At 62.9% G+C, this 14,730-nt stretch carries 12 protein-coding genes; 8 read left to right on the top strand and 4 right to left on the bottom strand.

What is annotated here, in order from left to right:
- The first annotated feature begins 48 nt into the window (after positions 1-48).
- Together dnaE and NKH06_RS06125 are read left to right on the top strand one after the other, a co-directional pair.
- Positions 49-3,576, top strand: coding sequence for a DNA polymerase III subunit alpha (gene dnaE / locus NKH06_RS06120; RefSeq protein WP_352892522.1), 3,528 nt, complete (start codon positions 49-51; stop codon positions 3,574-3,576).
- Positions 3,577-3,643: 67 nt separating this feature from the next.
- Complete coding sequence (locus NKH06_RS06125) at positions 3,644-4,447, top strand: potassium channel family protein (protein WP_128303380.1); 804 nt, start codon at positions 3,644-3,646, stop codon at positions 4,445-4,447.
- Positions 4,448-4,459: 12 nt separating this feature from the next.
- Here NKH06_RS06125 and NKH06_RS06130 read toward each other — a convergent pair whose 3' ends face one another.
- Entirely contained in the window at positions 4,460-5,341 is an 882-nt protein-coding gene (locus tag NKH06_RS06130; protein ID WP_352892525.1) for a DMT family transporter, read from the bottom strand.
- A 197-nt stretch (positions 5,342-5,538) separates the two neighbouring features.
- On the opposite strand from NKH06_RS06130, the gene NKH06_RS06135 reads away from it, so the two are divergent.
- Positions 5,539-6,045 carry a hypothetical protein gene (locus NKH06_RS06135; protein WP_352440262.1) on the top strand — a complete coding sequence of 169 codons (507 nt, stop codon included), beginning with the start codon at positions 5,539-5,541 and terminating at the stop codon, positions 6,043-6,045.
- Here the strand turns inward: NKH06_RS06135 and NKH06_RS06140 are convergent.
- Entirely contained in the window at positions 6,042-7,370 is a 1,329-nt protein-coding gene (locus tag NKH06_RS06140) for a DNA polymerase IV (RefSeq protein WP_352892526.1), read from the bottom strand. The two genes, NKH06_RS06135 and NKH06_RS06140, sit on opposite strands and share 4 nt — an antisense overlap.
- A gap of 65 nt (positions 7,371-7,435) precedes the next feature.
- On the opposite strand from NKH06_RS06140, the gene NKH06_RS06145 reads away from it, so the two are divergent.
- Together NKH06_RS06145 and NKH06_RS06150 are read left to right on the top strand one after the other, a co-directional pair.
- A complete protein-coding gene (locus tag NKH06_RS06145) occupies positions 7,436-8,011 on the top strand; it encodes a GNAT family N-acetyltransferase (protein WP_023810530.1) in 576 nt (191 codons plus the stop codon).
- A 107-nt stretch (positions 8,012-8,118) separates the two neighbouring features.
- Positions 8,119-9,642, top strand: a complete 1,524-nt coding sequence (locus NKH06_RS06150) for a hypothetical protein (RefSeq protein WP_352892528.1) — start codon at positions 8,119-8,121, stop codon at positions 9,640-9,642.
- Between the two features lie 17 nt (positions 9,643-9,659).
- Here the strand turns inward: NKH06_RS06150 and NKH06_RS06155 are convergent, their stop codons facing one another.
- Both NKH06_RS06155 and NKH06_RS06160 read right to left on the bottom strand, forming a co-directional pair.
- Positions 9,660-10,313: a hypothetical protein gene (locus NKH06_RS06155; protein ID WP_352892529.1), complete on the bottom strand. Its 654-nt coding sequence runs from the start codon at positions 10,311-10,313 to the stop codon at positions 9,660-9,662.
- Entirely contained in the window at positions 10,310-10,609 is a 300-nt protein-coding gene (locus tag NKH06_RS06160) for a DUF3572 domain-containing protein (protein ID WP_127296144.1), read from the bottom strand. Before NKH06_RS06160 ends, NKH06_RS06155 begins: the two co-directional genes overlap by 4 nt.
- 225 nt (positions 10,610-10,834) lie before the next feature.
- Here NKH06_RS06160 and NKH06_RS06165 point away from each other — a divergent pair, with 225 nt between their 5' ends.
- The 3 genes from NKH06_RS06165 to NKH06_RS06175 all read left to right on the top strand — a co-directional run bounded on the left by NKH06_RS06165 (position 10,835) and on the right by NKH06_RS06175 (position 14,610).
- Positions 10,835-11,206, top strand: coding sequence for a response regulator (locus NKH06_RS06165; RefSeq protein WP_013531932.1), 372 nt, complete (start codon positions 10,835-10,837; stop codon positions 11,204-11,206).
- A 33-nt stretch (positions 11,207-11,239) separates the two neighbouring features.
- Complete coding sequence (locus NKH06_RS06170) at positions 11,240-12,613, top strand: PleD family two-component system response regulator (RefSeq protein WP_352892531.1); 1,374 nt, start codon at positions 11,240-11,242, stop codon at positions 12,611-12,613.
- 524 nt (positions 12,614-13,137) lie between these two features.
- A complete protein-coding gene (locus NKH06_RS06175; RefSeq protein ID WP_352440266.1) occupies positions 13,138-14,610 on the top strand; it encodes an FAD-dependent monooxygenase in 1,473 nt (490 codons plus the stop codon).
- Positions 14,611-14,730: the final 120 nt, after the last annotated feature.

The following is a 14,730-nucleotide window of genomic DNA, read 5'->3' on the forward strand; positions in this document are numbered from 1 at the left end:
GTCCCGGACAATACATCTCCATCGACTCAAGGACCTTGACGCAGCACCATGGCCGACGAAAAACTTCCCCGCGATCCCCTGAAGCGTGAAGCCGCGATCGCGGCTGCGCGGCCGGAGGCGCCGTCGCGGCCGTTTGTGCATCTGCGCGTGCATTCGGCCTATTCGCTGCTGGAAGGAGCCTTGCAGATCGGCAAGGTGGTGGCTCACGCGGTCAAGGACGAAGCCCCGGCCATCGCCGTCACCGACACCAACAATCTGTTCGGCGCACTGGAATTCGCGCAGAAGGCGGTGAAGGACGGCATCCAGCCGATCATCGGCTGTCAGACGGCGCTCGCCTTTTCCGGCGAAAACAGCGATGGCCAGCGCGACCGCAGGCGGCAGGGCCCGGATATGCGGCCGGTGGTCCTGCTCGCCGCGACCGAAGCCGGCTATTCCAATCTGGTCAGGCTGGTTAGCCGCGTCTACCTCGAAACGCCGCCGGGCGAAGCCGTGCACCTGACCACCGAAATGATGGAAGGCTTTTGTGACGGATTGATCTGCCTCAGCGGTGGGCCGCGCGGACCGATCGGCACCGCGCTCAAGGAAGATCGCCGCGATCTGGCCGAGGCACGGCTTTTGACCCTCAAGGCCATGTTCGGCGATCGCCTCTATGTCGAACTGGACCGGGTTTCCGGTTATGATCGCGTAATCGAGAAATCCTCGATCGATCTGGCCTATGCGCATGAATTGCCCCTGGTCGCCACCAACGAGGCGTTCTTTTCCTCTCGTGACGACTATGACGCACATGACGCGCTGATCGCCATCGCCGAGGGATCGGTCGTCGCCGCCGACAATCGTCGCCGGCTGTCGCCGGACAATTTCCTGCGCAGCCAGGCCGATATGGCGCGGCTCTTTGCCGATCTGCCGGAGGCGATCGACAACACTGTCGAGATCGCGCTGCGCTGCTCCTACTATCCCAGGAATCGCAATCCGATCCTGCCGCGCTTCACCGGCGGCGATGTCGCCGACAATGACGCCGCGGTGCAGGCGGAAGCCGACGAACTGGCCCGCCAGGCGCATGAGGGGCTCGACGCGCGCCTCGCCATGCATGGCCCAACCGCCGGCTATACGGTCGAGCAATACCGCGAGCGGTTGAACTTCGAGCTTGGCATCATCACCAAGATGAAGTTTCCCGGCTACTTCCTGATCGTTGCCGACTTCATCAAATGGGCGAAGGCTCAGGGCATTCCGGTCGGGCCGGGCCGCGGTTCGGGCGCAGGCTCGCTGGTCGCCTATTCGACGACCATCACCGACATCGATCCGCTGCGCTTCTCGCTTCTGTTCGAGCGCTTCCTCAATCCCGATCGCGTGTCGATGCCCGACTTCGACATCGACTTCTGCCAGGATCGACGTGAGGAGGTCATCCGCTACGTCCAGCAGAAATACGGTCGCGACCAGGTCGGCCAGATCATCACCTTCGGTACGCTGCAGGCTCGCGCCGTGCTGCGCGACGTCGGCCGCGTCCTGCAGATGCCCTATGGCCAGGTCGACAAGCTCTCCAAGATGGTGCCGCAGAACCCGGCCAATCCGGTCAAGCTCGCCGACGCCATCGCCAACGAGCCGCGCTTTGCCGAAGAGGCCGAGAGGGAGCCGATCGTCCAGACGCTGCTTGACATGGCGCAGAAGCTGGAGGGCCTTTACCGCCACGCCTCGACGCACGCCGCCGGCATCGTCATCGGCGACCGGCCGCTGTCGGAACTGGTGCCGATGTACCGAGATCCGCGCTCGGACATGCCGGTCACCCAGTTCAACATGAAATATGTCGAGCAGGCCGGGCTGGTGAAGTTCGACTTCCTCGGGCTCAAGACGCTGACGGTGCTGGAAACGGCTGTGAAGCTGATCCGCCGGCGCGGCATCGAGATCGACCTGGCAACGATCCCGCTCGACGATCCCGACACCTACGCCATGCTGTCGCGCGGTGAAGTGGTCGGCGTGTTCCAGGTGGAAAGCGCCGGCATGCGCAAGGCGTTGATCGGCATGCGGCCCGACTGCATCGAGGACATCATCGCGCTGGTCGCGCTCTACCGCCCCGGTCCGATGGAGAACATTCCGACCTACAACGCCCGAAAGCATGGCGAGGAGGAGATGGCGTCGATCCATCCCAAGATCGACCATCTGGTGAAGGAGACGCAAGGCGTCATCGTCTACCAGGAACAGGTGATGCAGATCGCGCAGGAGCTGTCCGGCTACTCGCTCGGCGAAGCCGATCTGCTGCGCCGCGCCATGGGCAAGAAGATCCGCGCCGAGATGGACAAGCAGCGCGAGCGCTTCGTCTCCGGCGCTGTCGAGCGTGGCGTCGGCAAGCCGCAAGCCGACTTCATTTTCGACCTGCTGGCCAAGTTCGCCGACTATGGTTTCAACAAATCGCATGCCGCCGCCTACGCGGTGGTTTCATACCAGACCGCCTATCTCAAGGCGCATTATCCGGTCGAGTTCCTGGCGGCGTCGATGACGCTCGACATGGGCAACACCGACAAGCTCGCCGATTTCCGCCAGGACGCGCTACGCCTCGGCATAGAGGTTCTGGCGCCGTCGGTGACATCGAGCTTTCGCCCCTTCGAGGTCGGTGAGAACCGCATCTACTATTCGCTGGCGGCGCTCAAAGGCGTCGGCGACGCGGCGGTCGAACACATCGTTGCCCAACGTGGGGAAAGGCCGTTCAAGAACCTTGCTGATTTCTGCGAGCGGGTCGATCCCAAGATTGTCGGCAAGCGCGTCTTCGAAAGCCTGATCATGGCCGGTGCGCTCGATTGCTTCGGCCACGACCGCGCGTCGATGATGGCGGGCGTGGAGCGCATGATGGGACTGGCGTCGCTGGCGCAGCAGAATGCGGTTTCCGGCCAGCACGACATCTTCGGCGCTTCGCTCGGCGCCCAGTCGCAGGCACTCAATCTGCCGGCGACAGAGCCGTGGCTCGCCGCCGACCGGCTGCACCGTGAATTCGAGGTGGTCGGCTTCTATCTCTCGGCGCACCCGCTCGACGAGTACAAGGCGGCCCTGCAGAAGATGCGGGTTCAGACGTGGGCCGAGTTTTCGGCGGCCGTCAAACGCGGTGCCGCCGCCGGCCGTCTGGCCGGCACGGTGACGTCCAAGCAGGAGCGCAAGACGCGCACCGGCAACAAGATGGGCGTTATCGCCTTTTCTGACACATCCGGCCAGTACGAAGCCGTGCTGTTTTCCGAAGGACTGGCGCAATATCGCGATCTGCTCGAGGCCGGCCGCTCCGTGGTCATCACCGTTGCCGCCGAGGACAGGCCGGAAGGCGTCAATCTGCGCATCAACTCAGTGCAGTCGCTGGAGGACGAGGCAAGCCGTATCCAGAAGGCACTTCGCATTTTCGTGCGCAACGCCTCGCCGATCAACACGCTGGCCGGCCAACTGACCGTCAGGGGCGAAGGCCAGGTCAGCTTCGTGCTGATCAAGGAAGAGGGCGAGGGGGAAATCGAGATCGAGCTGCCGAACCGCTACCGGATTTCGCCGCAGATCGCCTCGGCGATGCGCGCGGTGCCGGGCGTGGTCGAAGTGGAGTTGGTGTGACCCCCGCTCTTTCTCGCGCGCGGCAATCAGCCTGGCGGTCGCTGCCGCGAACGCCAGCGCAGTCAGCATGAAGCCGGCGCAGAGGAACGGGTCGCAGGCGGTTTCAGCCTTGGCGCGGCTGCGTGACAGGCTGCGCAGGCTCTATCATGGGCGCACGCCGGCCGCTTTCCGGTTCCAACTGGTGGCCGTCGTCATCGACCTCGCCATCATCGCCTTCTTCATCGCGACGCCGGTCCTTCAGGACAAGCCGTCATTCCTCTGGCTCGACTATTCGGCGGCCGCGCTTGTCGCCGCGGACCTGATCGCCCGGCTGCTTGCCTCCAAAAACATGCTGCGGCTGATGAAGCAGCCGACGTCGTGGGTCGATGTCTTCATCCTTTTGACGCTGCTGATGCCGACGGCGTTCGCCAATCTCGCCTTCCTGCGCATCCTGCGGCTGTGGTCGTTGTCGCGCAGCGGTTCGCTCTGGCGGCATCTGGAGATGCGCGGCCTGCGGCCGTGGCGCGAGGCCAGCCACGCCGTCATCAACCTTTTGACCTTCCTGTTCGTCATCACTGGCTTCGTCTACACGTTCTTCTTCCGCACTGGCGCCGGTCTGGAAAACTATATCGACGCGCTTTATTTCACCGTCGCCACGGTGACGACGACCGGCTTCGGCGACATTGTGCTGCCGGGCATGGCCGGCAAGCTGACGGCAATCGTCACCATGATCATCGGCATATCGCTGTTTGTCAGACTGGCTCAGGCGATCTTCCGGCCAGCCAAGGTTTTGTTTCCCTGCCCGCAGTGCGGCCTGCGGCGGCACGAGCCGGACGCCGTGCATTGCAAGGCCTGCGGCCATCTTCTCAACATACCCGACGAAGGGAACTGACGGCCGGCGGGACTACGTCGCCGCCACTTCGGCCGGCTTCATTGGCCTGCGCTGAAGATTGAGCAGATTGCCCATCAGGATCAGCAGCGCGCCACCGGCGGTGAAGGCGTCGATCTGCTCGCTATAGAGCAGCCAGCCAATCAGCGCCGACAGCGGCACGCGCAGGAAATCCATCGGCGAGACGATAGTCGCGTCGGCATGACCAAGCGCACGGGCCATGCAGAAATGCGACGACATGCCGGTGAAGGCGATCAGCACGATCCATGGCCACAGCTCCAGTGGCGGGTTGCGCCACGTATAAAGCGCCGGGATGAGACCGACCATCGACTGGATAACCAGCATCCAGAAGATGATGCGCACGACGCTGTCCGTCCGGGTCAGCGACTTGATCGTGACCACCGAGATGCCGAAGCAGGCCGCGGCACCCAGCACGACGAGATGTCCAGGATCGATCGAGCCGACACCGGGGCGCACGATGATCACCACGCCGATCAGCCCCAGCCCGATCGCTGCCAGCTTGGGCCGGTTGAGCCTTTCGCCAAGAAAAATCACCGCCAGGATAGCTGTCCAGATCGGCGTGGTGAATTCGATCGAGATCAGCACGGCCAGCGGGATCAAAGTGAGGGCGTAGAGCCAGGCCGCCTGGCCCGTGTAGTGGATGACGTTGCGGGCGATATGGGCAATGGGGCGCCGCGTGCGCATGGCTTGAAAGCCGCCACTCGTCATCACCAGCGGCAGAAGGATGAAGAAGCCGATCACAGAGCGCAACTCCAGCACCTGGAAGACGTTGAGCTCCGCTGTCGTGGCTCGGCCGGCGACCGTCATCCCAAGGAAGGAAGCGATCGACAGCGCCATCCAGAACGCGGCCTTGGGGATCGAGGGTGTGGGTGCCATTCGCGCTATGTCGCAGGCCAGGACTTCTGCCGCAATCGCTACGCAAGGCATTCTTCTGGGCCAGTCGCGACTGCCTGGATGTTGTAAAACAGTCATGTGGCGGGCGGAACCTGAAACGGCAAGTGGCGTTGAATCCCGATGGTCAGCCGTGCTGGCGGACCGTCCCGCCTTTTTGAAGATCGACAGGGAGAGCTTCGATGAGATCCTTCGCGCAATTCGCGCTTGCCGGCGGTTTACTGGTTGCGGCAGGCGCGGCACATGCCGACGAGACGCAATTTCTCCAGTCGTTCAAGGGCAATTTCGCCGGCAGGGGTATCGTCAAGGTCACCACCGATGCGCCGACCGTGAACGTGTCCTGCACGTTCAGCTCGAACGCGACATCGACCTCCCTGTCGCTCGACGGCAATTGCCGGGGGCTTGTCGTGGTCACGCGTGCCATCAGCGCGGATCTGAAGGCCAGCGGCGCCAAATACAGCGGCACCTATGTCGGCTCTCGCACGGGACCGGCACAGCTCAACGGCAGCCGTTCGGGCAACGCGATCAACCTGGGCATTCGCTGGGCCAAGGAGGTCAATGGCGACCGAAGGGCGCAGATGAAGGTCGAGAAACGCGGCGAGAACGGCATGCGGCTGACCGTCATCGACACCGACCCGAAAACCGGCAAGAGCGTGGTGACGAGCAGGATTGATCTGCAGCGCACCTAATCCTCAAGCGGCTCCGGCGGATGGGCGTCGCGGCCCTTGCCGAATGTGTAGCCGGTTTCCACCGCCTTGCGGCCGAACTTGTCGCGCAGGGCATCGATGGCGCCTTCGGCCATGGCGCGCTTGCGCGATTGGATGTCGACCAGATCGGGCGGGTCGGCCTTGTCGTCGTCCGAAAGGTCGCTGACGCCGATGCCTAGCAGCCGATATTTCGTGCCGTCGGTTTCCTTGCGCAGAAGCTCCACCCCGGTCTGAAAGATGCGGTCGGCGAGCCGGGTCGGATCGCCGAGCTGGCGATTGCGCGTGCGCAGCTTGAAATCCTGGCTCTTCAGTTTCAGCACCACAGTGCGCCCGGCAATGCCTGACTTTTTCAGCCGTGCCGAAACCTTTTCCGAAAGACCCCTGAGAACCGCGACCAGTTCCTCCAGCGACGCGATGTCGGTGTCGAAGGTGGTTTCGGCCGATACGCTCTTGACATCCTGGTCGGGATCGACGCGGCGGACGTCCTCGCCGCGCGAAAGGTGGTAGAGCCGGTCGCCCATCGTGCCGTAGCGGCGCATCAGGTCGCCGCGATCCATCTGCTGCAACTGGCCGATAGTGCGGATGCCGTCACGCTCCAGCGTGGCGTTGAATGCCTTTCCGACACCCCAGATCATGGTCACCGGCTGCGCCGCCAGGAAGCCGACTGCCTCGGCCTCGCCGATGACCGAGAAACCGCGCGGCTTGCGAAAATCAGACGCAATCTTGGCAAGGAACTTGCAATAGGACAGGCCGGCCGAAACGGTGATGCCGATCTCCTTCTCGACGGCCTGCGCGAAGCGCGCCAGCACCACAGCAGGCGGCAGGCCGTGCAGTCGTTCGGTGCCGGCGAGGTCGAGAAACGCCTCGTCGATCGACAGCGGCTCGACCAGCGGTGTCAGCGCTTGCATCATGGCGCGCACTTCGCGGCCGACGCGCACGTATTTTTCCATGTTGGGGCTGATGACGACCGCCTCCGGGCAGGCTTCGAGCGCCTTGAACATCGGCATGGCCGAGCGGACGCCCTGGATGCGGGCGATGTAACAGGCGGTGGAGACGACGCCGCGCTTGCCGCCGCCGATGATCAGCGGCTTGTCCTTGAGCGCCGGATTGTCGCGCTTTTCGATCGCCGCATAGAAGGCGTCGCAATCGATATGGGCCAGATGCAGCCGGTAAAGCTCGGGATGACGCACAAGCCGGGGGCTGCCGCAGCGCTCGCAGCGGCGCGTCGGGCTGCGCTGAAACATCAGGCAGTCGCGGCAAAAACCGTGATCGGGATTGTTGACAGGGGCCGCCATCGCTGCGAACATAAAGAGAACAGAAGCAATGGTACGACAGTGCAAGGCCAGCGACAAGGCTGGCCTGGGGAGAACGCATGAGCACGACCATAGCGCCGCTTGCGCCCGAGCTTTGGGCTGAATTCGAGGACCTCTTCGGCAAGCAAGGCGCCTGCTACGGCTGCTGGTGCACGCATTTCCGGCTGGCGCCGGCGATGCGCCGCGAGAGCAGCCGGGAACGCAACAAGGACCACATCAAGGCGCGTATCGAAGCCGGCCCGCCGCCCGGACTGCTGGCATTCGAGGATGGCCAGGCGGTTGGCTGGATGCAGATCGGACCGCGCGCCGACGTGCCCGAATGGAACAATCAGGGCAGGGGGTCGGCACCGGTCGATCCTGCCGACGCGGGGGATGCGGCCGTTTGGGCGATCTCCTGCTTCTTCATCCGCGCCAAGGCGCGCGGCAGGGGCATCACGCATCGCCTCGTCGAAGGCGGCATAGGTTTCGCCCGCCAGAATGGGGCCCGGCTGCTCGAGGCGTGCCCGATGGACCTGTCTCGCGATTCGCGCTCGATCGGCCTGTTCGTCGGTTCGTCACGGGTCTTCGAGAAGGCGGGTTTCGAGCGGCTGGTGGAACGCAAGGCCGGTCGCCCGCTGATGCGGCTGGTGCTTTGATCGAGATGGTCTGCCCGGGTGCCGTTGTCGATCTCACCTTGCGGTTGCAGCGGTAATTTCATACCAGACGGACAAAGTCTTTCTTCTAGGTCAAACGGAGAATTCGCGTGAACCGTGCCCTGCCATTCGTGTTCCTTCTTGCGTTGAGTGCCCCTGCTTTCGGCCAGACCTCCGACAGTCAGGGTGCGAAGCAATTGTCCGACGACTTGTCCCGCTATGTCGGCAAGCAGGCCATCGACAAAGGCATTTTGAAGGTTTCGCTCGAAGGTGGCGCCTACAAGATCGTGTTCGATTTCAAGGCACTTGCCGCATCATTTCCGGACCAGAAACTGCTGAAGTTCGACTTCGCGCCCTATGCCTTGATGGTCAAGCCGCGCAGCGACGGGTCCTGGGATGTCTCCATGGATTTCTCCCAAACCGCCTCCTTCGAGTTCAACGGACCCGAGGGGCTGCAAAGCACTCAGTTTTCGATCAAGGACGGCAAGGGTTCGGGCGTCTACGATCCAAATCTGGCGGCCTTTACCAGCGGCACCAGCTCGATGGCCGGCATGACGATGGCATCGAAGGATGCCAAGCAGCACATGGAAGCTAGCACGGGCGCCGGCATCGCGACCGTTGCCGCGACCAAGTCGGCGACCGGGGGCGTCGATTTCACAACCTCGCAGAAGGTGTCGAGTTTTGTCGAAGCGATCAATTTCGATGACCCCGAGAGCGGGCTGAAATTCCCGGTCACCGTCAGGTCGCCGGAATTGTCGGTCGAAGCCAGCGGCAAGGGCGTGCGGACCAAGCCATTGCTCGATCTCCTGGCATTTGCGGTGGCCAATGAGGACGAGGCGACGCTGAAGGGCAAGCAGGCGCAGCTCAAATCGCTTCTGCTCGCCGCCTTGCCGCTTTGGCAGCGTATCGACGGGACCTACGGTTTCAAGGATTTCGCGGTGGAAAGCCCGGTCGGCAATTTCGGCGCCACCCAGCTCAGCACCGTGTTCGGCACCGATGGCGTGGCCCAGAACGGCACGATCGCGTACGGCATCAAGGCATCGGGGCTGACCGTGCCGACCCAGCTTCTGCCGAGCTGGAGCGTGGGGTTGTTGCCCACCGATGTCGATTTGAACTTTGGCGGCGCCAATATCGATCTCGACAGCATGGCGAAGAAGGCGATCGAAGCCTTTGATCTCAACAAGAATCCGCCGCTGTCGGCCGAATTCGGCGAGCAACTTAAAGTCGACTTCATGGCCAGGATGCCGAAGGTCGTGCTTGGCCACAGCACCGTGAAGAACAAGGACACGGAGATCGCGCTGGAAGGCGAGATGACATTCCCAGGCGAAAAGCCCGAAGGAAGCGTAACCGTCGATGTCGCCGGCTTCGACAAGCTTGTCGAAGGCCTGCAGCAGGCGGCAAAGTCGGAACCGGAGGTTGGCCAATACGTGCCAGTCGCTCTCATGGCGAAGGGCTTTGGCAAGACGCTGCCCGATGGCCGGCTGGAATGGATCGTCAATGCCAAGGCCGATGGCTCGGTCACCGTCAATGGCGTCATGCTGAAGCCCGCCGATCCGGCCGTGGACGACAGCGTGGATGATGGTGACGGCGCCGATGACAGCGGAGACGACAGCGGCGGCGCAGGTGCGAACTGAACCCCTGAAGCTGGAGTTCAGAGCCCCAGCGCGCTTGCGATCTTGGGCGCTGCCTCGTGCCAGTCCTGGACGACGACCACATCGTCCGTCACCGGCGGCAGGAATGCGCGCAGCGAATTGTCGGCCATCAGGTGGAACAGTTCGGCGTCGGCGACCGATTCCCGTACCGACGCCAGATTGTGCGGCTGATCGTCGACGAAAACCACCGGTCGGCCGGCCCTGCCGCGAAGCTTGGCCACCGCCGGTCCTTTGGCCATTTCAGTGGTCAGAAGCGGATAGCTCAGTCCAAGCGCGTCGAGATGGACGCGACGCACGGCACGGTGCTTGTGCGGCATGGCCGTCAGCAAAACGATTTCCGCGCGGTCGCCAAACCCTGCCAGGGCTTCTGCCGCGCCGTCCGTAATGTTTTGCCAATCGGCTTGCGCGTCAAAGAAATCGGCCAGCAGTGCCGTGACTTCGGGCTGTTCGATCAGGCGGCCGCTGGCGGTCTCTGCGATGTTGCCGGTCAGCCGAAACGAGGCCAGCGTCAAGCCATAGCCGCGCGCCTTGAGGAAATTCGGAAACGGCCGGATGAATTCGAGCACGACATCGTCGACATCGAGGACAAGCAAGGGTCGGTCGTCGGCTACCAGTTCTTCAATCTGGCGCGCGGTTTCCGGATCATCGCTCATATGGAATGCTCGTGGTTGTCGTCGCCCAGCGGCAGCGACCGCAGCGCCTTGCCGACAGCAGCCGGCGGCGTGCCGGTTTCCTCGGCAAAGCGCATCAGCGTCGGCTCGTGGGCAAGAATGAACTGCAGCACACCGGCCATGAATCCCGGTTCGCTGGCGGCTTTGCGGATTGAATGCGCCTCTATGCCGGTGATCGCCAGAAAGCGCGGCAGCAGCTCCGGATCGGAGGCGACGAAGCCCAGGGCCTTCACGGCAATCGATTCCGCTTCTTCACGCATTGACGCTGCGTTTGCCATCACTACCTTCGGTGCGTGGAATGAGTCTCTCCCGCAATAATGGCAAGAGTTGCTGGCGGCAAGCGGTTAGAGCGGCGCCCGAGGTGGAATCCAAACAGCTTTTCGCACGGTGGATTTCCGTTTCGTCAATCATATTGCCGTAAAGTGAAGCAGGGTTTGGTGCGTTCAGACATGGGCGCATGACGGTCGCCTTCGAAGCGGAAGGGCAGCCGGGACGGGAAATCGATGCCGAAGAAGGTTATGATCGTCGAGGACAATGAGCTCAATATGAAGCTCTTTCGGGACCTCATCGAGGCAAGCGGTTACGAGACCGTGCGCACCCGCAACGGTCTGGAAGCGCTCGATCTGGCGCGCCAGCACCGGCCGGATCTGATCCTGATGGATATCCAATTGCCTGAAGTGTCGGGGCTTGAAGTGACCAAATGGCTGAAGGAAGACGACGAGCTGCACGTCATCCCGGTCATTGCGGTGACCGCCTTCGCCATGAAGGGTGACGAGGAACGTATCCGCCAGGGCGGCTGCGAGGCTTATATTTCGAAGCCGATCTCGGTGCCGCGTTTCATCGAAACCATCAAATCCTATCTGGGCGATGCGTGATGTGCCCTTTCAGCCGAGCCGGAGCCTTGTGAAATGACTGCGCGGATCCTCGTCGTCGACGACATCCCTGCCAATGTGCGGCTGCTGGAAGTCCGGCTGCTGGCCGAATATTTCGAAGTGCTGACCGCCACCAACGGGCCGGATGCGATCGAGACCTGCGAGAACGGCAAGGTCGATGTCGTGCTGCTCGACGTGATGATGCCGGACATGGACGGCTTCGAGGTCTGTCGGCGGCTGAAGAGCGATCCGGCGACATCGCACATTCCGGTGGTGATGATCACCGCGCTCGACCAGGTTTCCGACCGCGTCCGCGGGCTCGAGGCCGGCGCCGACGACTTCCTGACCAAGCCGGTCAACGATCTGCAACTGATGACGCGAGTCAAGAGCCTGGTTCGCCTGAAGTCGCTGACCGACGAGTTGCGGCTGCGCGCCTCGACGACGCGCAACATCGGCATCGAGGAGTTGCTCAGCCGTAATTTCGCATCCGAGGACACGACGCCCAAAGTGCTTTTGATCGACGAACGCAAATCATCCGTCGAGCGCATCCAGAAGATGCTGCGCGACCGGGCCGATCTCGACGTCACACATGATCCGCATGCCGGTTTCTTCCAGGCCGCCGAGACGTCCTATGAATGCGTGATGATCTCGACCGCGTTCGCCGATTTCGATCCGCTGAGGCTCTGTTCGCAGTTGCGCTCGCTCGATCGCACCCGTTTCGTGCCGATCATCCTGCTGGCGGAGGAGGGCGAGGAGGAACGCATCATCCGCGGCCTCGAACTCGGCATCAATGATTATCTGATGCGGCCGATCGACCAGCAGGAGTTGACGGCGCGGCTGCGCACCCAGGTGCGCCGCAAGCGCTACAACGACCAGCTGCGCGCCAGCGTCACCCAGACCATCGAAATGGCGGTGACCGATGGACTGACCGGGCTGCACAACCGCCGCTATCTGGACAGCCATCTGCAGACGCTGTTCGATCGCGCCGTGGCGCGGCGCCGGCCGCTGTCGGTGATGATCACCGACCTCGACCGCTTCAAGGCGATCAACGACGCGCACGGTCATGACGGCGGCGACGAGGTTCTGCGGGAATTCGCACGGCGGCTGCGCAAGAATGTCAGGGGTATCGACCTTGCCTGCCGTTTTGGCGGGGAGGAGTTCGTCGTGGTGATGCCGGACACCGAGGGCGCGGTGGCCGAGAAGGTAGCCGAGCGCATTCGCGCCGAAATCGCCCAGGCAGCTTTTGCCATCGGCCAGGACGGCAAGGCGATCGAAGTCACGGTCAGCGTCGGCGTGTCGTCGGTGCTGAAAGGCGTGGACACGGTGGTGGCGCTGATGAAGCGTGCCGATCTCGCGCTCTACGAAGCCAAGAGCGGCGGCCGCAACCGGGTTGTTGCCAAAGCCGCATAACCGGCCAAGGCTCCGAATATCCAGTCAACCCGACAGGGTTACCCGTTTACCTTAATCCAAGCGATTCGCGAGCCTTGGTTAAGAAACTGTTGATTTTCATAAGCTCTTGCGCAACTGTGCAGGCCTAGACGAAGCCGGCACGAGGATAGAAAGCCGGCTCCGATCCTGGGAATACCCCATGATGCTCAGGTCCGCCGCATCTCCTGGGTCCGTGGGGTCGGCCGGCCGGCGCTGGCACATAGTGGCCTCCTCGTACCGCTGCCAAACGCCGACCGGCCCCCTTTTCTCCAAAAGAACATTAGAACTCCGTGCCAAAGCACGGAGGAATCTGCGTTTTTGCACGTGAAATCGGAATACCCGTTTTAGCCGTTCCTACACAGTTTCGCTGTGAGGGCAGCCAACGATGAGGGGAAGAGCACCCCTTCCATTTCATACATATGGCGCGCAAGAGGCTTGCGGCAAGACCCGGCTCCTCCCGTAAAACCGCGACCCAAGCCAGGGTGCGGAAAACGGGAGTTACGATAATGATTTCAGATCATGCGGTTGTGATCGCCGGGGGTGGTCCGACGGGATTGATGCTGGCGGGCGAACTGGCGTTGGCAGGCGTCGACGTTGCCATTGTCGAAAGGCGGCCGGATCAGAAGCTTGCCGGCCTGCGCGCGGGCGGCCTGCATGCGCGCACCCTTGAGGTGCTCGACCAGCGCGGAATTGCGGATCGGTTCCTCTCGGAGGGCCAAGTGAGCCCGGCCGTGGGTTTTCACATGATCCGCCTGGACATCAGCGACTTCCGAACCCGGCACAATTATCTGCTGGCACTGCGGCAAAACCACATCGAGCACATCCTGGCCGACTGGGTCGGCGAGTTCAAGGTGCCGATCTATCGCGGACACGAGGTTGCGGGGTTTGCCCAGGACGCCAGCGGCGTCGATGTCAAACTGTCCAACGGCCACCGGCTGAAGACGACATATCTGGTTGGTTGCGACGGAGGCCGCAGCACCGTTCGCAAATCAGCCGGTATTGAGTTCGCCGGATGGGATCCGACGATGAGCTGGATGATTGCCGAGGTCGAGATATCGGAAGAGCCGGAATGGGGCTTCCGCAGCAACGCCTTCGGAATTCATGCCCTGGGTAAGATCGAGGACGGCAAAAAAGTTGGCGTCGTGCTGACGGAACCATGCCTGGAGGCCCGCGGCGAACCGTCCCTGCGCGAGCTCAGCGAGGCGCTGATCGCCATCTACGGCACCGATTACGGGGTCCACAATCCGACCTGGCTCTCGCGGTTCACCGACATGACGCGACAAGCCGTGAAATACCGCGACAGACGCGTCCTGCTGGCCGGTGACGCAGCGCACGTCCACCCGCCGATGGGTGGGCAGGGCCTCAATATCGGCGTGCAGGATGCGGTTAACCTGGGATGGAAGCTCGCCCAAGTGGTCAAGCTGATATCGCCGGAAAGCCTGCTCGACAGCTATCACGCCGAGCGTCATCCGGTTGCCGCCCGCGTGTTGCGCAATACGATGGCGCAGGTCGCGCTTCGCCGCACGGATGACCGCAGCAAGGCCTTGGCCGACACTGTTGCCGAGTTGCTCGGCATGGATGAAGCCCGCAAGAAAATCGCCGCGGAGATGTCTGGTTTGGGTGTCCATTACGACCTTGGCGAGGGGCATCCACTGCTTGGGCGGCGAATGCCCGATCTCGATCTGACCACCGCCGGCGGGCCGTTGCGGGTCTTCACCTTGCTGCACGACGCGCGGCCCGTGCTGCTCAACTTCGGTGAGCCCGGCAGGCTGGACCTCGCGCCCTGGGCTGACCGGGTCCGGCAGATCGACGCCGGTTACGCCGGTATCTGGGACCTCCCGGTGCTCGGGAGGGTCGCCGCGCCCGGCGCCGTCTTGATCCGGCCCGATGGTTATGTGGCTTGGGCCGGGGCGGGAACCCAACAGGGGCTGGTGGACGCGCTGACCACCTGGTTCGGGTCGCCTGCTGCCTCAGATTAGATACGATCGAAGCGCGATCGCGCGACCGCCTTGAAAGTATTGCGTCGCTCCCTCCGACAGTGCTCCTGACAGTTGGTTGACAGGAGCTTCCTTCTGTGCAGAAATTGGTTGGGCCATTGG

Source organism: Mesorhizobium sp. M1342 (assembly GCF_040317955.1).
Lineage (GTDB): Bacteria > Pseudomonadota > Alphaproteobacteria > Rhizobiales > Rhizobiaceae > Mesorhizobium.

Bases quoted from the DNA above. Each gene is read 5' to 3' on its own strand.
- dnaE (WP_352892522.1), top strand. From the start codon at position 49: ATGGCCGACGAAAAACTTCCCCGCGATCCCCTGAAGCGTGAAGCCGCG.
- NKH06_RS06125 (WP_128303380.1), top strand. From the start codon at position 3,644: ATGAAGCCGGCGCAGAGGAACGGGTCGCAGGCGGTTTCAGCCTTGGCG.
- NKH06_RS06130 (WP_352892525.1), bottom strand. From the start codon at position 5,341: ATGGCACCCACACCCTCGATCCCCAAGGCCGCGTTCTGGATGGCGCTG.
- NKH06_RS06135 (WP_352440262.1), top strand. From the start codon at position 5,539: ATGAGATCCTTCGCGCAATTCGCGCTTGCCGGCGGTTTACTGGTTGCG.
- NKH06_RS06140 (WP_352892526.1), bottom strand. From the start codon at position 7,370: ATGTTCGCAGCGATGGCGGCCCCTGTCAACAATCCCGATCACGGTTTT.
- NKH06_RS06145 (WP_023810530.1), top strand. From the start codon at position 7,436: ATGAGCACGACCATAGCGCCGCTTGCGCCCGAGCTTTGGGCTGAATTC.
- NKH06_RS06155 (WP_352892529.1), bottom strand. From the start codon at position 10,313: ATGAGCGATGATCCGGAAACCGCGCGCCAGATTGAAGAACTGGTAGCC.
- NKH06_RS06160 (WP_127296144.1), bottom strand. From the start codon at position 10,609: ATGGCAAACGCAGCGTCAATGCGTGAAGAAGCGGAATCGATTGCCGTG.
- NKH06_RS06165 (WP_013531932.1), top strand. From the start codon at position 10,835: ATGCCGAAGAAGGTTATGATCGTCGAGGACAATGAGCTCAATATGAAG.
- NKH06_RS06170 (WP_352892531.1), top strand. From the start codon at position 11,240: ATGACTGCGCGGATCCTCGTCGTCGACGACATCCCTGCCAATGTGCGG.
- NKH06_RS06175 (WP_352440266.1), top strand. From the start codon at position 13,138: ATGATTTCAGATCATGCGGTTGTGATCGCCGGGGGTGGTCCGACGGGA.